Raw genomic sequence first — 22730 nt, 5'->3', positions numbered from 1 at the left:
GCTCAGAGCTCGCCCGCCTCCACGGCTTCGCGAGTCTCCCGGGCGCGGGCGATATCTCGCGCCGAGTATCCGATGAACAGCGCAGCGACACCCACCACCAGCGCGATCGCGGCGACCCACAGCAATGAATAGGTGTAGCCGTGACCCAGCGCGTCGAGTTGGGCCGGGCTCATGTTCTTGACCGGCCCGGTCGTCCCACCCAGATACAGGGTGCGTGACGTCTGCACGGCCTGGATGACCACGAGAACCAGCGGGCCGCCGAGGTTGAACACCATCAACGTCACCGAGGACAGCGGGCCGATGTCGCGGGGCGCCACGTTGGCGAGCAGGCACAGCGGCAGGATCACCGAGATCACGCCGATGCCCACCCCGCCGACGACGACAGGCATGAACAGGTCCGGAAAGTACGGGATGGACCGGTCGAGCGTCGACCCGTAGAGCATGGCGACGAGCACGAGAACCCCGCCGCCGAGAATCACCCACCGCGGCGCGATCCGCGGAGCCAGATAAGTGGCCAGCACGTTGCCCAGCACGAAGGCGACCGCGAAGGGCATGAAGCTGATGCCTGCCCGCAACGGCGAGTAGCCCAACACGTCCTGGACGAGCAACCCGATCATGACGGACAGGGTCAGCATCACCCCGCCCGCCATGAAATACGCGACGAAGGACGCCACCCGGTTGCGGTTGTCGAAGATCGACAGCGGCACCAACGGGTTGTCCGCACCGCGCTCGTCGATCACGAACGCGACGAAGAACACCGCGGCCGCGATCGCCGCCCCGATCACCCACGGGTCGACCCAGCCGCGGGGCGGTCCCTGGGTGAACACCAGCACAGCCGATGTGCACGCCAACGTCGCCAGCAGGGCACCGGTGATGTCGAGCTTGATGCGTTCATGGCGTGTCTCCGCCAGCCGGGTCACGGCGATCCAGATGATCACGATGCCGATCGGCACATTGACCAGGAACGCCAACCGCCAGGACAGACCGGTGACCGCGCCCCCGAGGATGAGACCGAGCACAGAGCCGAGACCCTGCATCGCCGCCGACACCGCGAGCGCGCGATTGCGGGCATGCCCCACCGCATACGTCGTCGCGATCAGCGCCAGGCCGGTCGGAGCCGCCACGGCAGCGCCGACGCCCTGCACGGCGCGGGCGACGATCAGCGTGACTTCTTCGGTGGCCAGCCCGCACACCAGCGAGGCGATGGTGAAGACGCCGACCCCGGACAGGAATGCGCGCTTGTGGCCGATCGCGTCACCGATGCGCCCGCCGAGAAGCAGGAGACCGCCGAAGGCGAGCACGTAAGCGGTGATGACCCAGCTCTTGCCCGCATCGGTCAGGTCCAGATCGGCCTGCATCCTGGGCAGCGCGACGATGACAATGGTGCCGTCGAGCGTCGACATGAGCTGCATGCCCGTGATCGCGACGATCGCGATACCCAGCACCGAGGAGGACAGCGGTGCCGTCTCACGCTCGGACGACCCGGAAGCCATGGTTGGCCACCCTACCGAGGTGCGGGATTTCGGCGTGAGAATCGCCGCCGGGCGGCGATTCTCACGCCGAAACCGCTACAGCTCTCCGGCGTCGATCGCGTCCTTGACTTCCTGCGCGTGCGCCACCTGTTCGGCCGTGTAGCCGATGAACAGCGCCGCGCCGCCGACGATGACCGCGACGGCCGCCACCCACAGCAGGCCGTAGGAGTAGCCCTGGTCGAGGGCGTGCAGCTGGGCGGCGTTCATGTCGCTCACCGGCCCGGTGGTTCCGCCGAGGTACAGCGTGCGCGACGTGATGACGGCCTGGATGATGGCCAACACGACCGGCCCGCCGAGGTTCTGCAGCATCAGCGCGATCGCCGACACGGGGCCGATCTGGTCGAAGCCGACACCGGCGATCGCCGACACGGTCAGCGGCACGACGATCATGCCGATACCGAAGCCGCCGACGGTGATGGGCAGGACCAGGTTCGGGAAGTACGGGATGTTGGCGTCCAGCGTGGAGCCGTAGATCATCGCGGCCAGCACGAGCACGCCGCCGCCGATCACCAGCACCCGCGGCGGGAACTTCGACACCAGCGCCGAGGACAGGCCGAGACCGATGCCCAGCGCGATGACGAACGGGATGAAGCCGATGCCGGCCTTCAGCGCGCTGTAGCCCAGGATGTCCTGCACATATAGCCCGATGGTCACGGTCAGCGTGAACATCACCCCGCCCGCGAGGAAGATCGCCGCGAACGTGGCCAGCCGGTTGCGGTCATAGAACAGCTCGAACGGCACGACCGGGTTCTCCGCGGTCCGCTCGACCCACAGGAAGGCGATGAGGGCGCCGACCGCGACGATGCCCGAACCGATGGTGATCGGGGAGACCCAGCCCGCCTCGGGTCCGATCGAGAACGCGAACACCGCGGCCGTGCAGCCCAGTGTGGCCAGAAGCGCTCCGGTGGCGTCCAGCTTCAGCCGCTCACGATTGGTCTCGCGCAGCGTGCGACGGGCCAGATGGATCATCAGCAGACCGATCGGCACGTTGATGAGGAAGGCCCAGCGCCAGGAGACCTCGGTCAGCGCACCGCCGAGGATCAGGCCCATGACCGACCCGATGCCCGTCATCGCTGCGAATATCGCGGTCGCGGCGTTGCGCGCCGGACCCTTGGGGAATGTGGTCGCGATCAGCGCCAGTGCGGTCGGCGAGGCGATCGCCGCGCCGACACCCTGCAGCAGCCGGGCGATGACAAGGGTGGCCTCGTTCCAGGCCAGACCACACAGCACCGACGCGATGGTGAACAGCGCGACGCCGACGATGAAGGTGCGTTTGCGGCCGATGACATCACCGAGGCGACCACCCAGCAGCATCAGGCCGCCGAAGGTCAGCACGTAGGCCGTGATGACCCAGCTGCGACCCGCATCCGAGAGGCTCAGCTCGTCCTGGATCCTCGGCAGCGCCACGATGGCGACCGTGCTGTCCATGGTGGCCAGCAACTGCATTCCGCCGATCGCGACCACCGCGGCGATGAAGCGCCGCGACGGCATCCAGGCCGGTGTCCTGCTCGGCCGGGCCGCGTTGCCTGTAGGGCTACCGGGATGTCCGCCTGCCGTCTCACCCGTTCCGGGAACACGTACCGGCAGGGCTCGGTCAGACACTCTGTCCGAGCGTCGTTTTCCCCTACCTTCAGCATCACGGTGGATGGCGGCACGCTCCGCATCGTTGAGAGCCGTCATAACGGGTTACCTTACAGTAATCTTAAGAACCCTTTAAGTGCCGAAGCCCGCCACCGCCCCGATTACGACGATCGCCGGGGGCCGAATTCCGTCCGAACGGATGCGTTCGGGGGCCTCAGCCAGGCTAGCCCGCAAAGTTCGCTGCGACGAGGTTGTGCCGTGCTGCACCACCAACACGGGCGTATCCGCAGGTCGGCCACCTGCGAGCAGAACGTTGACGAAGAGTTCGATGCGTTCGACGGCCATCAGCAAAACGATCGTTCCGCTCATGGCTGCGAGCGCATCCCAATTCACTAACGATTCGGGGTGGTCTGGGGCGAGATGGCCGCTGACCACCACGAACTCATGCGTGAGACCGCGGTGGGTGACCGGAACGCCCGCCAGCGCAGGGACCGCTATGGCACTTGTCACACCGGGCACCACCGTCACCGGGATCCCGGCATCGGCGCATGCGATGACCTCTTCGTAGCCGCGCGCGAACACGAACGGATCGCCGCCCTTGAGGCGCACCACGAACTTGCCCTCTTTGGCCCGCGCGATCAGCACGTCGTTGATGGCGTCCTGGGCCATCGCCCGGCCATACGGGATCTTCGCGGCGTCGATCACCTCGACGTCGGGCGACAGCTCGGCGAGAAGTTCCTGCGGGGCGAGCCGGTCGGCGACCACCACGTCGGCGTGCGCGAGTAGTCGCCGGCCGCGCACCGTGACCAGTTCCGGGTCGCCGGGCCCGCCACCGACCAACGCGACGCCGCCTTTGACGACGCCGGACTCCTGGCCGCTGTCGTCGGTGAGGACGCCCTGTTGCAGCGCCTCGCGGATCGCGGTGCGGATGCTCGCGGAGCGGCGGTGCTCGCCGCCGGCGAGCACACCCACCGCGAGGCCTTCGTACTCGAACGTGGCCGGGGTGACGGCGGTGCCCTCGACCGCGACGTCGGCGCGCACGCAGAAGATGCGGCGGCTTTCGGCCTCGGCGACGATCGCGGCGTTGACGTCGGGGTCGTCGGTGGCGGCGATCACATACCAGGCGCCTTCGAGATCGCCGTCACGAAACTCGCGCAATGTCAAGGTGATTCCGTCGATCGCCTCGACGGCGGGAGTCGCAGCCTTGGTGATGACGTGCACGTCGGCGCCGCTGGCGACCAGCAGAGGCAGGCGGCGCTGGGCCACCGTGCCGCCGCCGACAACGACGACCCTCTTGCCTTCCAGGCGTAGGCCCACCAGATAGGCGTTGTCGGTCTCAGGACTCACCCGGCGAGCTTAAAGGTTGCCGCAGCAGCGACGAAGCGCGCGACCGCTTCTGGGTGCGCCGCCGGATGGGTGTGCAGATAGCCGGCGTGCACCCCGGCCGACACGGCACCATCCTCGATCACCTGCCCGCCGCGGCCCCTATAGCGCCACGCGGGCCGTCGGCCGTCGCCGTAATGCACTGCGGTCCGGTGGAATTCGTGGCCCGTGACACGGTCGCCGACGGCGTGCAGTGAAGACTCCGCGACGGCCACCGCGTCGCGGTATCCCAGGGTGAGCGATTCGGTGAACGACGCAGACCCGGACACCACGCCGCACATCGGATGCCCGTCGAGCTCGTCGACAAGATAGGTAAGCCCGGCGCACTCGGCGTGCACCGGTGCCCCGCCCGCGGCCAGCGCCCTGATCTGAGCCCGGACCACGTCATTGGCCGAGAGTTCGGTGCCGAATTCCTCCGGGAAGCCGCCAGGCAGCACGAGCGCGGAGACACCGGCGGGCAGCGGGTCGCTCAACGGATCGAAGTCGATGACGTCGGCCCCGGCGGCCACGAGGATCTCGCGGTGCTCGGCGTAGTTGAACGTGAACGCCCTGCCCGCCGCAAGCGCGACGGTGGCGGAATGCGTCGTCGGAAACTGTGCCGGCGTCCACGGCTCGTCGGCCACGCGGCTCGCCGCGACCCGCGCCACGGCATCGAGGTCGACATGGCGGGCCACCAGGTCCGTCATGGCCTGCACGGCGGCGCTCGCCCGGCGGCCGTGTTCGACGGCGGTCACCAGCCCGAGATGCCGTGAGGGGACGGCGAGTTCGTCGGTCCGCGGGATCGAGCCGAGCACCGGCACGCCGGTGTGCTCGCAGGCCCCGCGCAGCACGTCGTCGTGGCGCGGTGAGCCGACGCGGTTGAGAATGACGCCCGCAAGGCGCACGGAGCGGTCGAAGGTCGCAAAACCGTGGAGCAGCGCTGCGACGCTGTGGCTCTGGCCGCGCGCGTCGACCACGAGCACGACGGGGGCGCCGAGCAGCCCGGCCACGTGGGCGGTGGAGCCCTGCGCGGGGCCGACAGTGGATTCGCTGATGCGGCCGTCGAACAGGCCCATCACGCCCTCGACCACCGCGATGTCGGCGTCGTCGCTGCCGTGCCGGAACAGCGGCCCGATCAGGGGTTCGCCGACCAGGACCGGGTCGAGGTTGCGACCCGGCCTGCCCGCCGCCAGTGCGTGATAGCCGGGGTCGATGAAATCGGGGCCGACCTTGAACGGAGCAACCCGGCGGCCGGCCCGCCGAAGCGCACCGATCAACCCGGTCGCGATCGTGGTCTTGCCACTGCCCGATGCCGGCGCGGCGATCACGACCGCAGGCGTGCTCACCGGGCGCCCCGAGCCTCGCACCGCGAGCGCGCGTGTCTGCACAGCGACGCGCCGCGTCCGGCGGCACTTTGCGCGCGTTCGCTCACCACTCGCACGCCAGTCTGTCGTGATTCGCTGCGCTCACCACTCGATCCCCTTCTGGCCCTTGCGCCCCGCATCCATCGGATGCTTGACCTTCGTCATCTCGGTGACCAGATCGGCGGCGTCCAGCAGTGCCTGCGGAGCGTCGCGGCCTGTGATCACCACATGCTGCGTACCGGGCCGCGAGGCGAGGGTCGCGATCACCTCGTCGGTGTCGACCCAGCCCCACTTGAGGGGATAGGTGAATTCGTCGAGCACGTAGAAGTCGTGACGCTCGTCTGCCAGCCGGCGCGAGATCTCGGCCCAGCCGTCGGCCGCGGCGGCCGCGTGATCGACCTCCGTGCCCGCCTTGCGCGTCCACGACCAGCCCGAGCCCATCTTGTGCCATTCGACCGGGCCGCCGACGCCGCGCTCGGCGTGTGCGCGGCCCAGCTCGGTCAGCGCAGTTTCCTCGCCGACCTTCCATTTCGCGCTCTTGACGAACTGGAACACCGCGATGTCGAAGCCCTGGTTCCAGGCCCGTAGCGCCATGCCGAACGCCGCGGTCGACTTGCCCTTACCCGGACCGGTGTGTACCGCGAGCAGCGGAGCGTTGCGCCGGGCGCGCGTCGTCAATCCGTCGTCGGGAACCGTCAGCGGTTGGCCCTGAGGCATCGCATCACCCTTCTACGCAGCACCCTTGACGAGTGCGGTCAGATTGTCGGCACGCAGATGGGCCAACCGGACCGACGGCGCGTCGAGCTGGCGGGCCAATTCCTCGGCGAGATCCAGCCGGATGTAGGAAGTCTCGCAGTCCACGACCACCGCCGCCGCACCTTCGGCCACCAGCAGCGACGCCGCCGTCCGCGCCCGGCCCAGAGGGTCCGGACCGCCGGTGGCACGACCGTCGGTCAGCACCACCACGAGGCTGCGTCGCGCGCGGTCACGCGCCCGCTCCCGCACCACCATGTCGCGGGCAGCCAGAAGACCTTGTGCCAGAGGGGTTTTCCCGCCGGTATCGAAGCGGGTCAGCCGCCGGCTGGCGATGTGCACCGAGGACGTCGGCGGCAGGAGCACCTGCGCGTCCTGCCGGCGGAACGTGATGACCGCGACCTTGTCCCTGCGCTGGTAGGCATCTCGCAGCAGCGACAGCGTCGCTCCGCTGACCGCCGACATCCGGTCCCGGGCCGCCATCGACCCCGAGGCGTCCACGACGAAGATGACCAGGTTGCCCTCGCGGCCCTCCCGAACAGCGCGACGGACGTCGTCGGGCGCAGGACGCACCGCGCCCGCTCCGGTCTTCCTGCCCGCCGCGGACAGCAGCGTCGCGAACACATGCATCCCATGGCCGGCGTTCGGATCGTCCGTCGCCGAGATGACCGTCCCGGTGCGGTTGCGCGCGCGGGACCTGCGCCCGGGCGCACCCTCGCCGACCCCGGGGACGACGAGGGCTTTGGTCTTGAACGTCGACGACGGCGACGCGCTCTGCCGAGTCGCCGATCCGTTCTGTCGAGTCGAATTCTGTTGCGGCGCTTGCGCTTCGCTGCTATCCGAGGATCCACCGCCGGGCGGGTCCGGTTCGGGATCGGGCTCCGGCGGATCGTCTGCCGATTCGCCGGCCTGCTGCATCGCCTCGTCCAGCCGCTCGGGATCCAGGCCGGGATCGTCGAACGGGTCGCGGCGTCGACGGTGCGGCAGCGCGAGTTCCGCCGCCACCCTGATGTCGTCCTCCTCGACGGTCGATGCGCCCCGCCACGCCGCATGCGCCATGGCGGTCCGCGCCACCACCAGGTCGGCGCGCATCCCGTCGACGTCGAAGGCCGCACACAGCGCCGCGATACGGCGTAATTCGTTGTCGGGCAACACGACATGCGGTACCAACGCGCGGGCCTCGGCGATGCGCACCGCAAGTTCGGCGTCCGCGTCGGCATGGCGTGCCGCGAACCCGGCAGGGTCGGCTTCGTAGGCGAGCCGCGCCCGGATCACCTCGGCGCGCACATCGACCTCCCGCGAAGCGGCGACGTCGACGGTGAGCCCGAAGCGGTCGAGTAGCTGCGGACGTAGTTCTCCCTCTTCGGGATTCATGGTGCCGATCAACACGAAACGCGATTCATGGCTGTGCGAGACGCCGTCACGCTCGACGTGCACCCGGCCCATCGCCGCGGCGTCGAGAAGGACATCGACGAGGTGGTCGTGGAGCAGGTTCACCTCGTCGACGTAGAGCACACCACGGTGGGCGCGCGCCAGCAGGCCCGGGGAGAACGCGTGCTCGCCGTCGCGCAACACCTTCTGCAGGTCCAGCGATCCGACGACGCGGTCCTCGGTGGCACCGATCGGCAGTTCCACCAACTGGCCGCCATCATCTCCCGACCTGGCGTATGCCGCGGACAGCACCTCGGCCAGCCCGCGCACGGCCGTCGATTTGGCGGTGCCCTTCTCGCCGCGGATCAGCACTCCCCCGATGTCGGGCCGCACGGCGCACAGCACCAGCGCCAGGCGCAGACGGTCGTGTCCGACGACGGCGCTGAACGGATAGCCGGGGGCGCGCTGCGTCACGGCTTGACCATCGGCACGTGCGGGATCCCGTCGTCGAGGAACTCGTCTCCGTCCCGGACGAACCCATGCCTGCCGTACATCTCCTTGAGATAGGTCTGGGCGTTGATGTGGCACGGGTAGTCGCCGACTTCGGCGAGCGCGGCCTGCAGCAACCGGGCGGTGTGTCCGTGACCGCGGTCACCGCGTTTCGTGCACACCCGCCCGATCCGGAACGCCTTCTGCCCGGCGGGATGCTCCTCCATCAACCTCAACGTCGAAATGACTTCTCCCTCGGGGTTTTCCAGCCAAAAGTGTCTCGTTTCGGCGAGCAGGTCACGGCCGTCGAGCTCGGGGTACGGGGTCGCCTGCTCGACCACGAACACCTCCACACGCAGCTTGAGCAGCTCGTAGAGCGTCGCAGCGTCCAGGTCCTTGGCCCAGCTGCGGCGCAGCGCCACTGTCATCGCAGAAGCCCTGGATCAGACAGTCGCCGCTGCCGGGGTGTGCTCTGTGCCCGCGGTGTTCTGGCCGTCCGGAGTCACCGGGACGACGTCGGCCGGCTTGTCGAGCTTGAGCACCCTGGTGCCGTGCGCCCACACCTCTTCGAACAGCTTCGGCTCGTCGGAAAGGGGTGTGCCGAGCGAGGGCACCATCTCCTTGAGCTTGGGCTCCCAGCTCGGATAGCGATCGGCGAAACAGCGCTTCATCACGTCGAACATCGCCGGGACCGCGGTCGATGCGCCCGGTGACGCCCCGAGGAGACCTGCGATGCTGCCGTCGGCAGCCGCGAGCACCGTCGTGCCGAACTCCAGCACGCCGCCCTTGCCCTTGGCCTTGCGGATCACCTGCACGCGCTGACCGGCGATGTCGAGCTCCCAGTCGGAATCCCTTGCGCTGGGCGCGAAGTCGCGCAGGTTCTCGACCCGCGCGGACTCGCTGAGAAGCAGCTGGCCGATCAGGTACTTGAGCAGCCCCATCTCGGTGAGTCCGACACCCAGCATGGAGACCAGGTTGTTGGGCCGCACCGAGAACGGCAGATCGGTGACCTTGCCCTGCTTGAGGAACTTCGGCGACCATCCGGCGAAAGGCCCGAACAGCAGCCACGACTTGTCGTTGATGACGCGGGTGTCCAGGTGCGGGACCGACATCGGCGGGGCGCCCAGCGGCGGCAGCCCGTACACCTTGGCCTGGTGCCGCGCGGTCAGATCGGGGTTGCCGGTGCGCAGCCACTGGCCGCCGACCGGGAAGCCACCGAATCCCTTCGCCTCTTTGATGCCTGCCTTCTGCAGCAGCGGCAGTGCACCGCCGCCTGCGCCGACAAAGACGAACTTGGCGTGGAAGTCCCGCTTGTGACCGGTGCGGCGGTTGACGACCTTCACCGACCACGATCCGTCCGAGTTCTGGCTGAGGTCGCGGACCTCGTGACCGAACAGCGTCGACAGGCCCTGCTTGGCGCCGAACCCGATGAGTTGGCGCGACAGCGAACCGAAGTCGACATCGGTGCCGTCCTGGGTCCAGTTCAGCCCGACCGGCTCGGAGAAGTCGCGCTTCTCCGCCATCAGGGGCAGCCGGCGGGCGAATTCGTCCTTGTCGCCGATGAACTCCATCGTGCCGAACAACGGGTTGGTGACCAGCGCGTCGTAACGCTTCCGCAGGTACTGCACGTTGTCCTCGCCGGAGACGAAACTCACGTGCGGGATGGGGTTGAGGAAGCTGCGAACGTCGGGAATGACGCCGTTCTCGACGGCGTAGGCCCAGAACTGCCGTGAGACCTGGAACTGCTCGTTGACGTTCACCGCCTTGGCGATGTCGATCGAGCCGTCGGGGCGCGCAGGTGTGTAGTTCAACTCGCACAGGGCCGAGTGGCCGGTACCGGCGTTGTTCCAGGCGTCGCTGCTCTCGGCGGCGGCGCCGTCGAGGCGCTCGACCAACGTCATCGACCAGCTCGGCTCCAACAACCGCAGCAACGCGCTGAGGGTGGCGCTCATGATGCCGGCCCCGACCAGCATGACGTCGGTCTTCTCTGCTTCTGACACCTTTTCGTGGGTCCTTCGTGGTTGCTGCCCGTCGAACACGGCTTGCCGATGTTCAGGTTATCCCGCCCGCCTTTTCCGTAACCCGCCAACCGCTGCCAGAACGCTCCCCTGCGCCTCCGCGCCATTAGGGTGGCAGGCGTGTCTCGATGGGAGCCCGACGTGCTGCCCGGATACTGGCAGTGCACCTTCGCCTTGGGCCCCGATCCCGACGGCGAGGGCGAGCTGGAGGCGACGCTGGTGCGTCGCGGCGAGCCGGACCCGTCGGCCCGGCATGCGGTGCTGATGGTGCACGGCTTCACCGACTACTTCTTCAACACCGAGATCGCCGACCACTTCGCCGCCTGCGGATTCGAGTTCTACGCGATCGACCTGCACAAATGCGGACGTTCGCACCGGAAGGGACAGACGCCGCACTTCACCACCGACCTGGCGCGCTATGACGACGAGCTGGAGCGGGCGCTGGACGTGATCGCCGCGGAATCGGGGGCGCGGGTACTCGTCTGCGGCCACTCGGCGGGCGGACTCGTGGTGTCGCTGTGGCTGGACCGGCTGCGGTCCCGCCGCGCCACTGCCCGCAGTGGGATCGGCGGCCTCGTCCTCAACGCCCCGTGGCTCGATCTGCAGGGCCATGCGATCTTGCGCACACCTCCGACGTCGGCGGTGCTGATGGCGATGCGCCGGTTGCGCAAGCACACCGTGGTGCGTCGCCCGGTCGGCGAGGGTGGGTACGGCTCGACTCTGCACCGCGATTTCTCCGGGGACTTCGACTACAACCTGGACTGGAAGCCCATCGGCGGGTTCCCGGTCACCTTCGGGTGGATCCACGCGATCCGCCGGGGTCAGGCCAAGCTGCACCGAGGCCTCGATGTCGGTGTGCCGAACCTGATCCTGCGGTCGGACCACAGCGTGCGCGAGGTGGCGGATCCCGATCTGATCCAGCGGGGTGACGCCGTGCTCGAGGTGGCGCAGATCGCGCGATGGGCCGGATGCATCGGTAACCGCACGACGATCGTGCCGATCGCCGACGCCAAGCACGATGTCTTCCTGTCGCTGCCCGAGCCCCGCAGACAGGCGTACGTCGAGCTGGACCGTTGGCTGGAGTGGTATCTGTCCGATGCCCCGGGCGCACCGGGCGCCACCGCATCACCGTCTGAGGGGAACACAGCGCTTGGCTGACTTCGACATCGCGATCATCGGGACCGGCTCAGGGAACTCCATCCTCGACGAGCGTTACATCGACAAGCGGGTCGCGATCTGCGAGCAGGGTCTGTTCGGCGGCACCTGCCTCAACGTGGGGTGCATTCCGACGAAGATGTTCGTCTACGCGGCCGGGGTGGCCCAGCAGATCCGCGAGTCGACCCGCTACGGGGTGGACGGGCATCTCGACGGGGTGCGGTGGACGGACATCGTGTCCCGGGTGTTCGGCCGTATCGATCCGCTGGCCAGCGGCGGCGAGCAGTACCGCCGCTCCTCCCCGAACGTCGAGGTGTTCGCCAGCCACGCCAAATTCGCCGGGCCCGATGCCGGTGACGGGTACCGGCTGCGGACCGACGACGGCGACGAGTTCACCGCCGACCAGGTGGTGATCGCGGCGGGCGCCAGGGCGACGGTGCCGCCCGCCATCCGCGACTGCGGTGTGGCACACCACACCAGCGACACCATCATGCGGATTTCCGAACTGCCGGAACACATCGTGATCGTCGGCGGAGGTTTCGTGGCCGCCGAATTCGCGCACGTGTTCTCCGCGCTCGGGACGCGGGTGACGATCGTGCTGCGCGGGACGACGATGCTGACCCACTGCGACGACACGGTGTGCGAACGGTTCACCGACATCGCCGGCAAGAAGTGGGAGATCCGGAGCCGGCGCAACATCGTGCACGGCGAGTCCGACGACTCCGGCGTCAGGCTGCGCCTCGACGACGGTTCGACGTTGGAGGCCGACACCCTGCTCGTCGCGACGGGTCGCATCCCCAACGGTGACCTGCTCGATGCACATCTGGCCGGGGTCGAGGTCAACGACGGACTCGTCGCTGTCGACGAATTCCAGCGCACCACAGCGCGTAACGTCTTCGCGCTGGGTGACGTCAGTTCCCCGTTCCAGCTCAAGCATGTGGCCAACCACGAGGCCCGCGTCGTCAAGCACAACCTGCTGCAGGACTGGGACGACACCGAGAACATGATGCCGGCCAACCACCGCAACGTGCCGTCAGCGGTGTTCACCGAGCCGCAGATCGCGTCGGTCGGCCTGACCGAGAACGAAGCCCGCGCAGCGGGTTACCGAATCCGCTCAAAAGTGCAGGACTACGGCGACGTCGCCTACGGCTGGGCGATGGAGGACAACACCGGGTTCGCCAAGCTGATCGTCGACGACGACACCGGGCTGCTGCTGGGCGCGCACATCATGGGCCATCAGGCGTCGTCGATCATCCAGCCGATCATTCAGGCGATGGCGTTCGACCTGCCGGCCCAGGACATGGCGCGCGGCCAGTACTGGATACATCCGGCGCTGCCGGAGGTGGTCGAGAATGCGTTGTTGGCGCTGTGCGGCGAGCCGCCCTGGCCGCGGCCTCGGCGGCATTAGGCAGAAGCCGCGGCCTCGGCGGCATTAGGCAGAAGCCGCGGGAGTCAGGCTGCGGCGTCGCCGCGCAAATAGCCGCGGCTGGTCGCGACGTCGAGTAGCAGGTGCCGCAGGGTGCGCCTGCCGCGGTGTAGGCGTGACATCACCGTGCCGACCGGGACGCCGAGGATGAGCGCAATCTCCTTGTAGCGCAACTCTTCCACGTCGGCGTAGTAGACCACCAGACGCTGCTCCTCGGTGAGTTGTTCGACCGCCCGCCTGACCTCGTCATCGCCGAGCGATTCCAGTGCGGCCAGCTCGGCCGACGGCAGGCCTGTCGACGAGTGTCCCGCGTGCGCGCTGAGTTGCGCATCGGTGAAGTCCTCGGACAGGACCTCCGCCGGCCGGCACTGCGCTCTGCGATAGGACTTGATCCACGTGTTGGTCAGGATGCGCAGAAGCCAGGCGCGGATGTTCGTGCCGTCTTCGAAACGGCGAAAAGCGGCGTACGCCTTCATCATCGTCTCCTGTACCAGGTCTTCGGCGTCGGCGGCGTTGCCGGTGTAGCGGCGCGCGGCGCGGTACAGGGTGTCGAGCAGCGGCAGTGCGTCACGCTCGAACCGTTCCAGATCGGGATCCGTCGTCGTCATGGTCATGCTCGGTGCCTTCCACATCGCTTCTGTCGTCGGTGATTCCAATCTAGGATCGCGATCGGCGCGACCGCCAGATCCGCATAGGAAACGCAAACATTTGCAAACCATGTGAGAGAGAGGGACTTTCAGAGTCGGCGCGTGACGGCGAACGCGCCAGGGCCGGTGGCGACCAGAAGCAGGAACACGAAGCAGTACAGCACTGCGGTCTCGCCGCCGTTGACCAGCGGCCAGAATCCGTCGGGGAAGTGCATCCAGAAGTAGGCCACCGCCATCATGCCGGAGGCCAGGAAAGCCGCCGGCCGAGTGAGCAGACCGATGGCGATCAGGCCACCGAGCACGACCTCCAGGGCGCCGGCCCACCACATCGGCCAGGCGCCGAACGGCGCAGGCGATCCTTGGGGCCATCCCGCCAGCTTGGCCGTGCCGTGCATCATGAACAGCAGCGCGACGACGATGCGGAACGCGCCGAGCGCCATGTCGGACTGCAGTCTCGGGCGGGTCTCGGGCATGGTGTCTGAGGACATGACGGTGGGACCTTTCCCCTCGAATGGTGGTGTCGCGGCCATTTTCCCGGGCGCCACACCCATGTGGGTCGACTCTCATAGACGATTCACATGTCCGCCAACCTCTTTCACCACTGTCAATATCTCCGCCGCCCTGCGACAGAGCCGCCCGGGACTGTCCGACATATGAGATCTCTATGAGGTAGTGACGGCGTGGGACGCTGCACGTGACAATGGTCGGATGACGTCTGCGCCGGTGGAGGATCACGGCCCGCGTCGCGCGATCCTGGGCAAACTTCCCCGGATGTACCGCGCCGACGGGTCGCCGATCCGCGTGCTGCTCGTCGACGACGAGCGCGCGCTGACCAACCTCGTGCGCATGGCGCTCAAGTACGAGGGGTGGGAGATCGAGGTCGCCCACGACGCCGCCGAAGCCGTCGCCAAGTACCGGGAGAACACCCCCGACCTGCTGGTTTTGGACATCATGCTGCCGGACATGGATGGCCTCGGTGTTCTGGCCCGGCTTCGCGAAACCGGCACCTACACTCCGACGCTGTTTCTCACGGCCCGCGATTCGGTGTCGGATCGCGTCACCGGGCTCACGGCGGGCGGTGACGACTACATGACCAAGCCGTTCTCGCTCGAAGAACTCGTCGCACGGTTACGCGGACTGTTGCGCCGTTCGGCTTACCTCACCCCCGCCGACGACGAGACGCTCACGGTCGGGGATCTCGCGCTGGATGCCGCCAGCCGGGAGGTGACCCGGGCAGGTGAGCCGGTCTCTCTGACGTCGACCGAATTCGAGCTGTTGCGCCTGCTGATGCGCAATCAGCGAAAAGCCATGGACCGCAACGAGATTCTGCGACAGGTGTGGAACTACGACTTCGGCGGCCGGTCCAGCATCGTGGATCTCTACGTGTCGTATCTGCGCAAGAAGATCGACGCGGGCAGGGAACCGATGATCCACACCGTGCGCGGCGTCGGCTACATGCTGCGACCGGCGCAATGATGCGTGCGTGGCAGAGCTGGTCGTTGCTTCGCCAGCTCGTCGTCGGAGTCTCGGCGGTCGTGATGGTCGCACTCGTCACGGTGGGCACGATGTCGGTGGTGAGCCTGCGGGCCTCCGTGCTCGGCATCATCGACACCCAACTCGCGGGCGCCGCCGACGGCGGCATCAGCTCGGTGAACAAGTTCCGGAGCTCCCCCGGCCCCGGTGGTGAGCTGCCTGCCCCCGGTTCGATGAAACCGCTGACCCATCTCATCGGGCAGGCTCCTGGCAATGTCGTGGCGCTGATCCAGAATGGCGAGGTGGTGGACTCGGCGTTCTTCGGCGACGGCGAGGCGCGCAGGGCCCCGCAGGCCGCCGTCGACACCATCGCCGGACTGTCGTGGGCCGATCCGCAACCGCGCAGCATCGAGCTGCCCGAACTGGGCTGGTACCGGATGGTCGGCAGGCCCGGCGACGGCAACGAGATCCTGGTGACCGGGGTGTCCCGGACGCCGGCGTGGGACGCGATGGTGCGCGAGACCGCGATCGTGTCGGGCATGACCGCGATCGCGCTGGTGATCACCGCGCTGAGCACGGTCGCGATCGTCCGTTTCGCCCTGCGCCCTCTCCGTCGGGTGGCGGCTACGGCAGCGGAGGTGGCCAGCCTTCCGCTCGACCGCGACAACCACGCGATCACACCACGGGTGCCGTCGGGCGACACGGACCCCAGCACCGAGGTGGGACTGGTCGGCGACACGCTCAATCGGTTGCTCGACCATGTCGAGGGCGCACTGGGCGATGTGGCGGCCTCGGATCGGCGGATGCGGCAGTTCATCACTGATGCCAGCCATGAGCTGCGTACGCCACTGGCCGCGATCCACGGGTACGCGGAGTTGACCCGGCAGGACAGCGCGGTGCTGCCCGAGACGACGGAGTACTCGCTGGCACGTATTGAGGCCGAGACGCGGCGAATGAACTCGTTGGTCGCCGACCTGCTCCTGCTGGCGCGTCTCGACGAGGGCCAGGATCTGCAGGCCGCTCCGGTCGACCTCACCGATCTGGTGGTTGACGCCGTCAACGACGCGGCGGTGTCGGCGCCGACGCACGGCTGGCTGACCGACATTCCGGACGGCTCGGTGTGGGTGCGCGGTGACCGGGCTCAGCTGCACCAGACGCTGGCCAACCTGCTGTCCAACGCGCGGCTGCACACGCCCGCGGGCACGACGGTGACGACCCGCCTGTCGACCGCGACCGCAGGCGACGGCACGGCTCATGTCGAGATGTCGGTGACCGATGACGGCCCGGGTATCGACGCCGAACTGCTGCCCCACCTGTTCGAGCGCTTCGTGCGCGCCGACAAGTCCCGGTCGCGCCAGACGGGCAGCTTCGGGCTCGGCCTTTCCATAGCCGCATCGATCGTCGAATCGCACGGCGGCACCCTCGATGCCCGATCCGGTTCAGGCGCAACCACTTTCAGTGTGCGCCTGCCCGCCTCGCCTGCCGCGGCGCCAGCGCCGACCTCAGCGTGATCCGACGGTGAACCCCCACGGCAGCTCGAGACGGTGCGCGGCGAGCAGCTCCACGTCGGAGAGCACGTCGTCGATGGGCCCGTCGGCGACGATGACCCCGCCGTCCATGACGATCGCGCGCCGGCACAGTTGCGCCGCGTACGGCAGGTCATGGGTGACGAGCAGCATGGTGGCGTCCAGCCCCGACAGTGTCTCGGCGAGTTCCCTGCGCGCCACGGGATCGAGGTTCGCCGACGGTTCGTCGAGAACGAGCACCTCGGGGTCGCACGCCAGCACGGTCGCCAGCGCGGCGCGGCGGCGCTGCCCGCCCGACATGTGCGAGGGGCTGCGTCCGGCCAGGTCGGTCATCGACACCGTCGCGAGGGCGCGCGCGACCCGGTCCTCCAGTTGGGCGCCGCGGAGACCGAAGTTGGCGGGGCCGAAGGCCACGTCCTGGGCCAGCGTCGGCATGAACAGCTGATCGTCGGGGTCCTGGAACACCAGCCCGACACGACGCCTGATGTCGCGCAGGGTGGTGCGGGACAACGTGATTCCGTTGATCTCGACGGTGCCCTGCAGGGCGCTGAGGACGCCGTTGAGGTGGAGCATCAGGGTGGTCTTGCCTGCGCCGTTGGGGCCGAGCAACGCGACGCGTTCACCGGGTGCGATGTCGAGGTCGATGCCGCGCAGGGCCGCGTGTCCGTCGGGGTAGGCATAGTGCAGCCCCGTGACCCGGATCGCCGGAGTCACAACGTCACCCACGAGGTCAGGGCCACCGATACGGCCGTGGCCGCGGGGATCAGCGCCATCGCCCACTGCCGTGGTGTCGCGGACGCGACCGACCCGGCGCCGACCGCCAGTGCCGGAACCCGGCCGTCGAAACCCCTGGACAACATCGCCAGATACACGCGCTCACCTCGTTCGTAGGACCGCAGGAACAGCGCCCCGACACTTTTCGCCGTCGCACCGACCTGGTGCAGCATCCGCGGCGAGTCGCCGCGCGAGATCCGCGCCATCCGCATTCTGCGGGCCTCCGCGGTGAGGACGTCGATGTAGCGGATCATCAGCGTCAGCACCGACACGATGACCGCGGGTACCCGCAGTCTGCTCAACGCCACCGGCAGCTCGGCCGCCGTGGTCGTGGCCGCCACGGTCAGGGAGGCGGCGACACCGAGGGTGCCCTTGATGACGATGCCCCAGGCGGCATACAACCCGGCGACGGACAGCTGCATGCCCGCAACGTCGATCCGCTCACCGCCCTCGGCGAACGGCAGCAGCACAGCGAGCACGATGAACGGAGCTTCGATCAGCATCCGCGGCAGGATCCACAGCAGCGGGATCCGCGCGACCAGCCAGACCGCGATGATGATCAGTGCGTAGATACCGAACGGCCAGAACAACTCTCGCGGTGTCGCGACGACGGCGAGCACGAATACCACCAGGCAGACGATCTTGACCTCCGCCGGCAGGCGGTGCACCGGCGAATCGTCGTCTCGGTACAGCGGATGTGCGTGACCGCCGCCCACCGTCAATCGCGTTCTGTCGGTGTGGTTTTCGTCCGGGACCGGGCGATCAACCAGAATGCGGCGCCTGCGACGATCACGGTGACGACGACGCCGACGATTCCCGCCAGGCCCCCTGTGCCGTCATGGCCTCCGACGGCATAGTCGGCCAGCGGTGAGCCGGCCATCGCATGGTCGTCGGCGTGCCGGGCGATGCAGTCCCCCCGCAGGGCCTCTCCGTCGGCCGTCTCGACGACCTCGCAGCCGCGCAGCGTCGCCGAGTCCAGACCGTCGGGGCTTGAGCTGGCAAAATAGGACACCCCGCCGGCGATGAGCAGTGTGACGACGGCGAAACCGATCCAGAACCAGCGGTGCCGCCGCGGCGCACCGGTCATACCGCCACCTCGGTGAGCTGCCTGTGGCTGCGGAGCAGGTAGACGAGGTCGGGCCGGGCCCGCACGACCGCCATCACCGTCATCGCGGTGATGAGGCCCTCACCGATCCCGATCAGGACATGTGTTCCGAACATGTAGGCGGCCACCGAACCCAACGACGTCGGGGCCGCCCCGCCGATCGCGTATTCGACGACGAAACCCATGGCAGCGCACACAGTTCCGATCACCGCCGAGACGAAGGCCAGAGCGCCGACGGCCGGCACCGCGACGGTGTCGCGGCCCCGCCGAAGTAGCCGGTACAGCAGCACGGCGGTGCCGTATCCCGCGGCGACGCCGAGCACCGACATGTTGGTGATGTTGGTTCCCAGGGCCGTGACGCCGCCGTCGGCGAACAGCAGGGACTGGACGATCAGGACGATCGCCACGCACAGAGCGCCGGTGTACGGTCCGACCAGGATCGCCGCGAGCGCGCCGCCGAGCAGGTGACCGCTCACGCCGGGCAGGATCGGGAAATTCACCATCTGGACGGCGAAGATGAAGGCGGCGACCAGGCCTGCGAGCGGCACCGTCCGCTCGTCCAGTTCCTGGCGCGCCCGCCACGCGCAGACGCCGAGCGCGACGACGGCCAGGACTCCGAACAGCAGTGAGACCGGGGCGTTGACGATGCCGTCACTCATGTGCATCGCTTGGTGGAGGACGGTCACCCGGGAAGCCTATTCCCGCATCTGTTCATCTGTCTAGCTGATCAGATGAGGTCGATTACCAGGCTCTTCAGGCGCGGGTGCGCTCGCCGGCCGGGTCGTAGAGCGGCCGCAGCGACACCGTGATCGGGTACAGGGTCCCGCCGACGTTGATCTGGTACGCGCCCGTGCGCACCCAGTCCGCATCGATGACCGAACCGTCCGCCGCGCGCAGATAGGCCAACCCAACCCCCGCCCCCGTCGACTCTCCCCAGGCCGCGGAGGTCACCTGACCGGCGACCTCACCGTCGCGCAGGATGAGCTCACCGCCCCAGAGCATCGGCTCGGCGGATTCGACGGCGAATCCGACGAGCTTCTTGCGCACGCCGGCGGCACGCGCCTTCTCGACCGACTCACGACCGAGGAACGGAATGCCGGTCTTGAGCTTGCAGGCGAAGAGCAGCCCCGCCTCGACGGGATTCTCACTGGGTGTGAGCTCGCGACCGAATGCGCGGTAGCCCTTCTCAAGCCGTAGCGACTCGATCGCGGAGTAGCCGCCGCGGACGATCCCGAATCGCTGCCCCGCTGCGATCAGCTCCTCGTACACCCCGACCGCGAACTCGGCCGGGACGTAGAGCTCCCAGCCCAGTTCACCGACGTAGGTGATGCGGGTTGCGCGCACCGTCGCATAGCCGAGAGAGAGGACGCGGCTGGAGCCGAACGGGAAGGCGTCGTTGGACAGGTCGGCGTCGGTCAGGCTGGACAACAGGTCTCGCGATCGGGGCCCCATCACCCCGAACACCGCATACGAGGACGTGACGTCAACGAGGTGGGCGTTCGCGCCGTCGGGCATGTTCTTCACGATGTGGTCTTTGTCGCGCTCGGTGGTGGCCGCACTGCTGACGATCAGGTACTCGTCGGCAGCGATCCGGGTGACCGTCACGTCGGATTCGTAGGTGCCCCGCGCATTGAGCATGCCGGTGTAGACCGACCGTCCGACCTCGACGTCCACGTCGGCCGTGCAGAGCCACTGCAGCGCGGCCCCGGCATCGCGACCGACCAGCAGATACTTGGAGAACGACGTCTGGTCGAACACCGTGACGCCGGTGCGCGTGCTGATCTGCTCCGCGGCCGACCACCCCAGCCAGTTCGGCTTACCCCAGGTGTAGTCGATCACCGGCTCCGACCCCGGCGGGGCGAAGAAGTTCGCGCGCTCCCAACCCATCCGGCTGCCGAAGTGCGCTCCGGCGGCATCGAGCAGGTGGTGCACAGGCGAGCGACGGAACGGCCGCGCGGTCGTCATCTCCCGGTTCGGCCAGGGAATTTCGTAGTGGATGCCGAGCACCTCGGCGACCCTGTCATGCAGCCAGCGGTTGTTGCCGTTGAACCGCGCGAACCGGCGGATGTCCACCCCGGTGAGATCGGTTGTGGGGGCGCCGTCGACGATCCACTCGGCCAGTGCCCGCCCGGCGCCACCCGCGGTGGCGATCCCCACCGAGTTGAATCCCGCGCCGACGAAGAGGTTCCGGCATTCGGGCGCCTCACCGAGGATGAACTGGTTGTCGGGCGTGAAACTCTCCGGGCCGTTGTAGAACTTCTTGATCCCTGCCGACTCGAGGGCCGGAATGCGCAGCAGCGCGCTGTTCATCAAGATCTCGAAGTGCTCCCAATCCTCGTCCAGCAGCTGGAATTCGAACGGATACGGGATCGCGTCGGGCGACACCCACGGTTTGGCCTGCGGCTCGAAGCCTCCGATGACGAGGCCCCCGACTTCCTCCTTGAAGTAGGTGTAGCCGTCGGGGTCGCGCAGGATCGGCAGGTCCGGGTGGACGCCGTCGATGGTCTCGCTGACGACATAGAAGTGCTCGGCGGAATGCAGGGGAACGTTCACCCCGGCCATCGCGCCGACCTGCTTGGCCCACTGCCCCGCACAGTTCACGACGATTTCGGCCTCGACATCGCCCCCATCGGTGCGCACGCCCCTGACCTGACCGTCTTCGGTGAGGATGTCGAGCACACGTGTCTTCTCGACGATCCGGCACCCGCGGTTGCGTGCACCCTTGGCCAGGGCGAACGTCAGGTCGGTGGGGTTGGCCTTACCGTCGGCCGGCAGCCAGATCGCGCCCACCAGGTCGTCGACCCGCATCACCGGATAGTGCTCGAGAGCCTGCTGAGGGGTGAGCAGCTCGCACTGCAGGTCGAACGCGGCCGCGTTGGCGGCGGTGCGGCGCAACTGGACCATCCTGTCCTCGGTGCGCGCGACGGTCACCCCGCCGCACTGCTTGTATCCCGCCGACAGCCCCGTCTCGTTCTCCAGCTCCGCATACAGTGCTGTGGAGTACTGCACCAGGCGCGTCATCCCTTCCGACGCCCGCAGCTGCCCGACGAGACCCGCTGCGTGCCAAGTGGTTCCGCAGGAGAGCTGGCCCTGCTCGAGTAGCACCACGTCGGCGATGCCGAGCTTGGTCAAATGGTAGGCGACGCTCGTGCCGATGACACCGCCGCCGACGATGACCACGCGAGCGCGGTCGGGCAGGGGCTTGGGTGAGGTCATGATGTCCTTTCCTCGGCGACGGCGTCGAGCAGGCGTGCGTAGCTCGGGCTGCGGAACTCCGCGACGGCCGCTTCGTAGCGCTCCATCGCCCACTCCCAGAAATCGAATTCGATGGCGCTGGAGCCGTATTGGATGCAACCCCACAGGGTCCAGCCGTACTTGGCGACGACGCCTTGGAGGTGAGCGCGGGCAGTCTTGTGTGGTAGTGGGCGACCGTAGTACTCGGTGACCAGCTCGTCCAGCTGATCGAGGGATAGCCCGCATTCACTCCAGATGTTGCCCAGTTCGAAGCACGGGTCGTTGTTGCCCGAGTACTCGTAGTCGATCAGCCACATCCGATCGCCGTCCTCGATGAAATTCCCTGCGAGCAGATCGTTGTTGCAGGGCACCGTCGTGTCGTCGGTCGCGGTGAGCACACGCTTCGCCGCCGCGAACGCGTCGGCGTGGTCGTGGTAATCCGCAGGGATCCGGAAGCCGTGCTGCTTGGTGGTCGCGAGGTAGGCGGGCTGGCGTTCGAACATGTCGAAGCGGCCCTGAAATCGGGGCCCGGCATGCAGGGTCCGGCATGCGCGCGCGGCTTTGGCGATCACCCCTTCTCGCTGAAAATCCTTGTTCTGCAGCGTCTTTCCATCCAGGAAGCTCAACAGCAAGACCCCGAGGTCCGGGCGGTAGTCGAGCACTCGCGCGCCGACGCCGGCCCTCTCGGCGGCCACGGTGTTGAAGTGTTCGCGACCGCGGTCGATGCCGAGCAGGTTGCGGTCGGTGTCGACACAACGCGCGACGTAGACGCCGTCGGGGGTCGTGATCTTGACGTTGCGATTGGTCAAGCCGCCGGAGAGCTCCTCCAGAATGCGCGGTCGTCTCGCCAACAGCCCGATCTGATCGAAAACCCGGTCGAGGTGTTCATCGGTGAGCTGTGCAGCCATTCGCGATCCTTC

At 68.0% G+C, this 22730-nt stretch carries 20 protein-coding genes; 4 read left to right on the top strand and 16 right to left on the bottom strand.

Annotation, left to right across the window (positions count from 1 at the left end; all coding sequences use genetic code 11):
* Positions 1–2: 2 nt before the first annotated feature.
* The 8 genes from ACAG24_RS24610 to mqo form a co-directional block, all read right to left on the bottom strand.
* A complete protein-coding gene (locus ACAG24_RS24610) occupies positions 3–1493 on the bottom strand; it encodes an MFS transporter (RefSeq protein WP_370475734.1) in 1491 nt (496 codons plus the stop codon).
* Between the two features lie 75 nt (positions 1494–1568).
* On the bottom strand, positions 1569–3212 hold the full coding sequence (locus ACAG24_RS24605) for an MFS transporter (protein ID WP_370475733.1): 1644 nt from the start codon (positions 3210–3212) through the stop codon (positions 1569–1571).
* A 33-nt stretch (positions 3213–3245) separates the two neighbouring features.
* Complete coding sequence (cobA, locus tag ACAG24_RS24600; protein ID WP_370475732.1) at positions 3246–4460, bottom strand: uroporphyrinogen-III C-methyltransferase; 1215 nt, start codon at positions 4458–4460, stop codon at positions 3246–3248.
* A complete protein-coding gene (locus ACAG24_RS24595) occupies positions 4457–5821 on the bottom strand; it encodes a cobyrinic acid a,c-diamide synthase CobB (RefSeq protein ID WP_370475731.1) in 1365 nt (454 codons plus the stop codon). The genes cobA and ACAG24_RS24595 overlap by 4 nt, the downstream gene beginning before the upstream one ends.
* A gap of 120 nt (positions 5822–5941) precedes the next feature.
* Positions 5942–6556, bottom strand: coding sequence for a cob(I)yrinic acid a,c-diamide adenosyltransferase (cobO, locus tag ACAG24_RS24590; RefSeq protein WP_370475730.1), 615 nt, complete (start codon positions 6554–6556; stop codon positions 5942–5944).
* Positions 6557–6568: 12 nt separating this feature from the next.
* Complete coding sequence (locus tag ACAG24_RS24585) at positions 6569–8437, bottom strand: magnesium chelatase subunit D family protein (RefSeq protein WP_370475729.1); 1869 nt, start codon at positions 8435–8437, stop codon at positions 6569–6571.
* Positions 8434–8880, bottom strand: coding sequence for a GNAT family N-acetyltransferase (locus ACAG24_RS24580; protein WP_370475728.1), 447 nt, complete (start codon positions 8878–8880; stop codon positions 8434–8436). Before ACAG24_RS24580 ends, ACAG24_RS24585 begins: the two co-directional genes overlap by 4 nt.
* Positions 8881–8895: 15 nt before the next feature.
* Positions 8896–10452 (bottom strand): malate dehydrogenase (quinone), encoded by a 1557-nt coding sequence (mqo, locus tag ACAG24_RS24575; RefSeq protein WP_370475727.1) that lies wholly within the window; start codon positions 10450–10452, stop codon positions 8896–8898.
* A gap of 138 nt (positions 10453–10590) precedes the next feature.
* On the opposite strand from mqo, the gene ACAG24_RS24570 reads away from it, so the two are divergent.
* Entirely contained in the window at positions 10591–11628 is a 1038-nt protein-coding gene (locus tag ACAG24_RS24570; RefSeq protein ID WP_370475726.1) for an alpha/beta hydrolase, read from the top strand.
* Positions 11621–13033 (top strand): mycothione reductase, encoded by a 1413-nt coding sequence (gene mtr / locus ACAG24_RS24565; protein WP_370475725.1) that lies wholly within the window; start codon positions 11621–11623, stop codon positions 13031–13033. Before ACAG24_RS24570 ends, mtr begins: the two co-directional genes overlap by 8 nt.
* 44 nt (positions 13034–13077) lie before the next feature.
* On the opposite strand, the gene ACAG24_RS24560 is transcribed toward mtr, so the two are convergent.
* Both ACAG24_RS24560 and ACAG24_RS24555 read right to left on the bottom strand, forming a co-directional pair.
* A complete protein-coding gene (locus tag ACAG24_RS24560; RefSeq protein WP_370475724.1) occupies positions 13078–13665 on the bottom strand; it encodes a sigma-70 family RNA polymerase sigma factor in 588 nt (195 codons plus the stop codon).
* Between the two features lie 122 nt (positions 13666–13787).
* Entirely contained in the window at positions 13788–14186 is a 399-nt protein-coding gene (locus tag ACAG24_RS24555) for a DoxX family protein (RefSeq protein ID WP_370475723.1), read from the bottom strand.
* A 220-nt stretch (positions 14187–14406) separates the two neighbouring features.
* Between ACAG24_RS24555 and ACAG24_RS24550 the strand changes: the two genes are divergently transcribed.
* Positions 14407–15174, top strand: a complete 768-nt coding sequence (locus ACAG24_RS24550) for a response regulator transcription factor (RefSeq protein ID WP_370475722.1) — start codon at positions 14407–14409, stop codon at positions 15172–15174.
* The gene (locus ACAG24_RS24545) at positions 15174–16682 is read left to right on the top strand and encodes a sensor histidine kinase (RefSeq protein ID WP_370475748.1); all 1509 of its coding nucleotides are present in this window, start codon (positions 15174–15176) and stop codon (positions 16680–16682) included. Before ACAG24_RS24550 ends, ACAG24_RS24545 begins: the two co-directional genes overlap by 1 nt.
* On the opposite strand, the gene ACAG24_RS24540 is transcribed toward ACAG24_RS24545, so the two are convergent.
* From ACAG24_RS24540 to ACAG24_RS24515, 6 genes are all read right to left on the bottom strand, one after another.
* Complete coding sequence (locus ACAG24_RS24540) at positions 16674–17423, bottom strand: energy-coupling factor ABC transporter ATP-binding protein (protein ID WP_370475721.1); 750 nt, start codon at positions 17421–17423, stop codon at positions 16674–16676. The genes ACAG24_RS24545 and ACAG24_RS24540 overlap by 9 nt on opposite strands.
* Positions 17408–18187, bottom strand: a complete 780-nt coding sequence (gene cbiQ, locus ACAG24_RS24535; protein WP_370475747.1) for a cobalt ECF transporter T component CbiQ — start codon at positions 18185–18187, stop codon at positions 17408–17410. The genes ACAG24_RS24540 and cbiQ overlap by 16 nt, the downstream gene beginning before the upstream one ends.
* Positions 18188–18189: 2 nt before the next feature.
* Entirely contained in the window at positions 18190–18558 is a 369-nt protein-coding gene (locus tag ACAG24_RS24530; protein WP_370475720.1) for a PDGLE domain-containing protein, read from the bottom strand.
* Positions 18555–19241, bottom strand: coding sequence for an energy-coupling factor ABC transporter permease (locus tag ACAG24_RS24525; protein WP_370475746.1), 687 nt, complete (start codon positions 19239–19241; stop codon positions 18555–18557). The genes ACAG24_RS24530 and ACAG24_RS24525 overlap by 4 nt, the downstream gene beginning before the upstream one ends.
* Before the next feature lie 88 nt (positions 19242–19329).
* Positions 19330–21792 carry a GcvT family protein gene (locus ACAG24_RS24520; RefSeq protein WP_370475719.1) on the bottom strand — a complete coding sequence of 821 codons (2463 nt, stop codon included), beginning with the start codon at positions 21790–21792 and terminating at the stop codon, positions 19330–19332.
* Positions 21789–22718: a phosphotransferase gene (locus ACAG24_RS24515; protein WP_370475718.1), complete on the bottom strand. Its 930-nt coding sequence runs from the start codon at positions 22716–22718 to the stop codon at positions 21789–21791. The genes ACAG24_RS24520 and ACAG24_RS24515 overlap by 4 nt, the downstream gene beginning before the upstream one ends.
* Between the last annotated feature and the right edge of the window lie 12 nt (positions 22719–22730).

Origin of the sequence: Mycobacterium bulgaricum (genome assembly GCF_041287165.2) — a bacterium.
GTDB classification, from domain to species: domain Bacteria; phylum Actinomycetota; class Actinomycetes; order Mycobacteriales; family Mycobacteriaceae; genus Mycobacterium; species Mycobacterium bulgaricum.
Note: the sequence above shows the minus strand (reverse complement) of the source record. Positions and strands in the feature narration are given on the sequence as shown.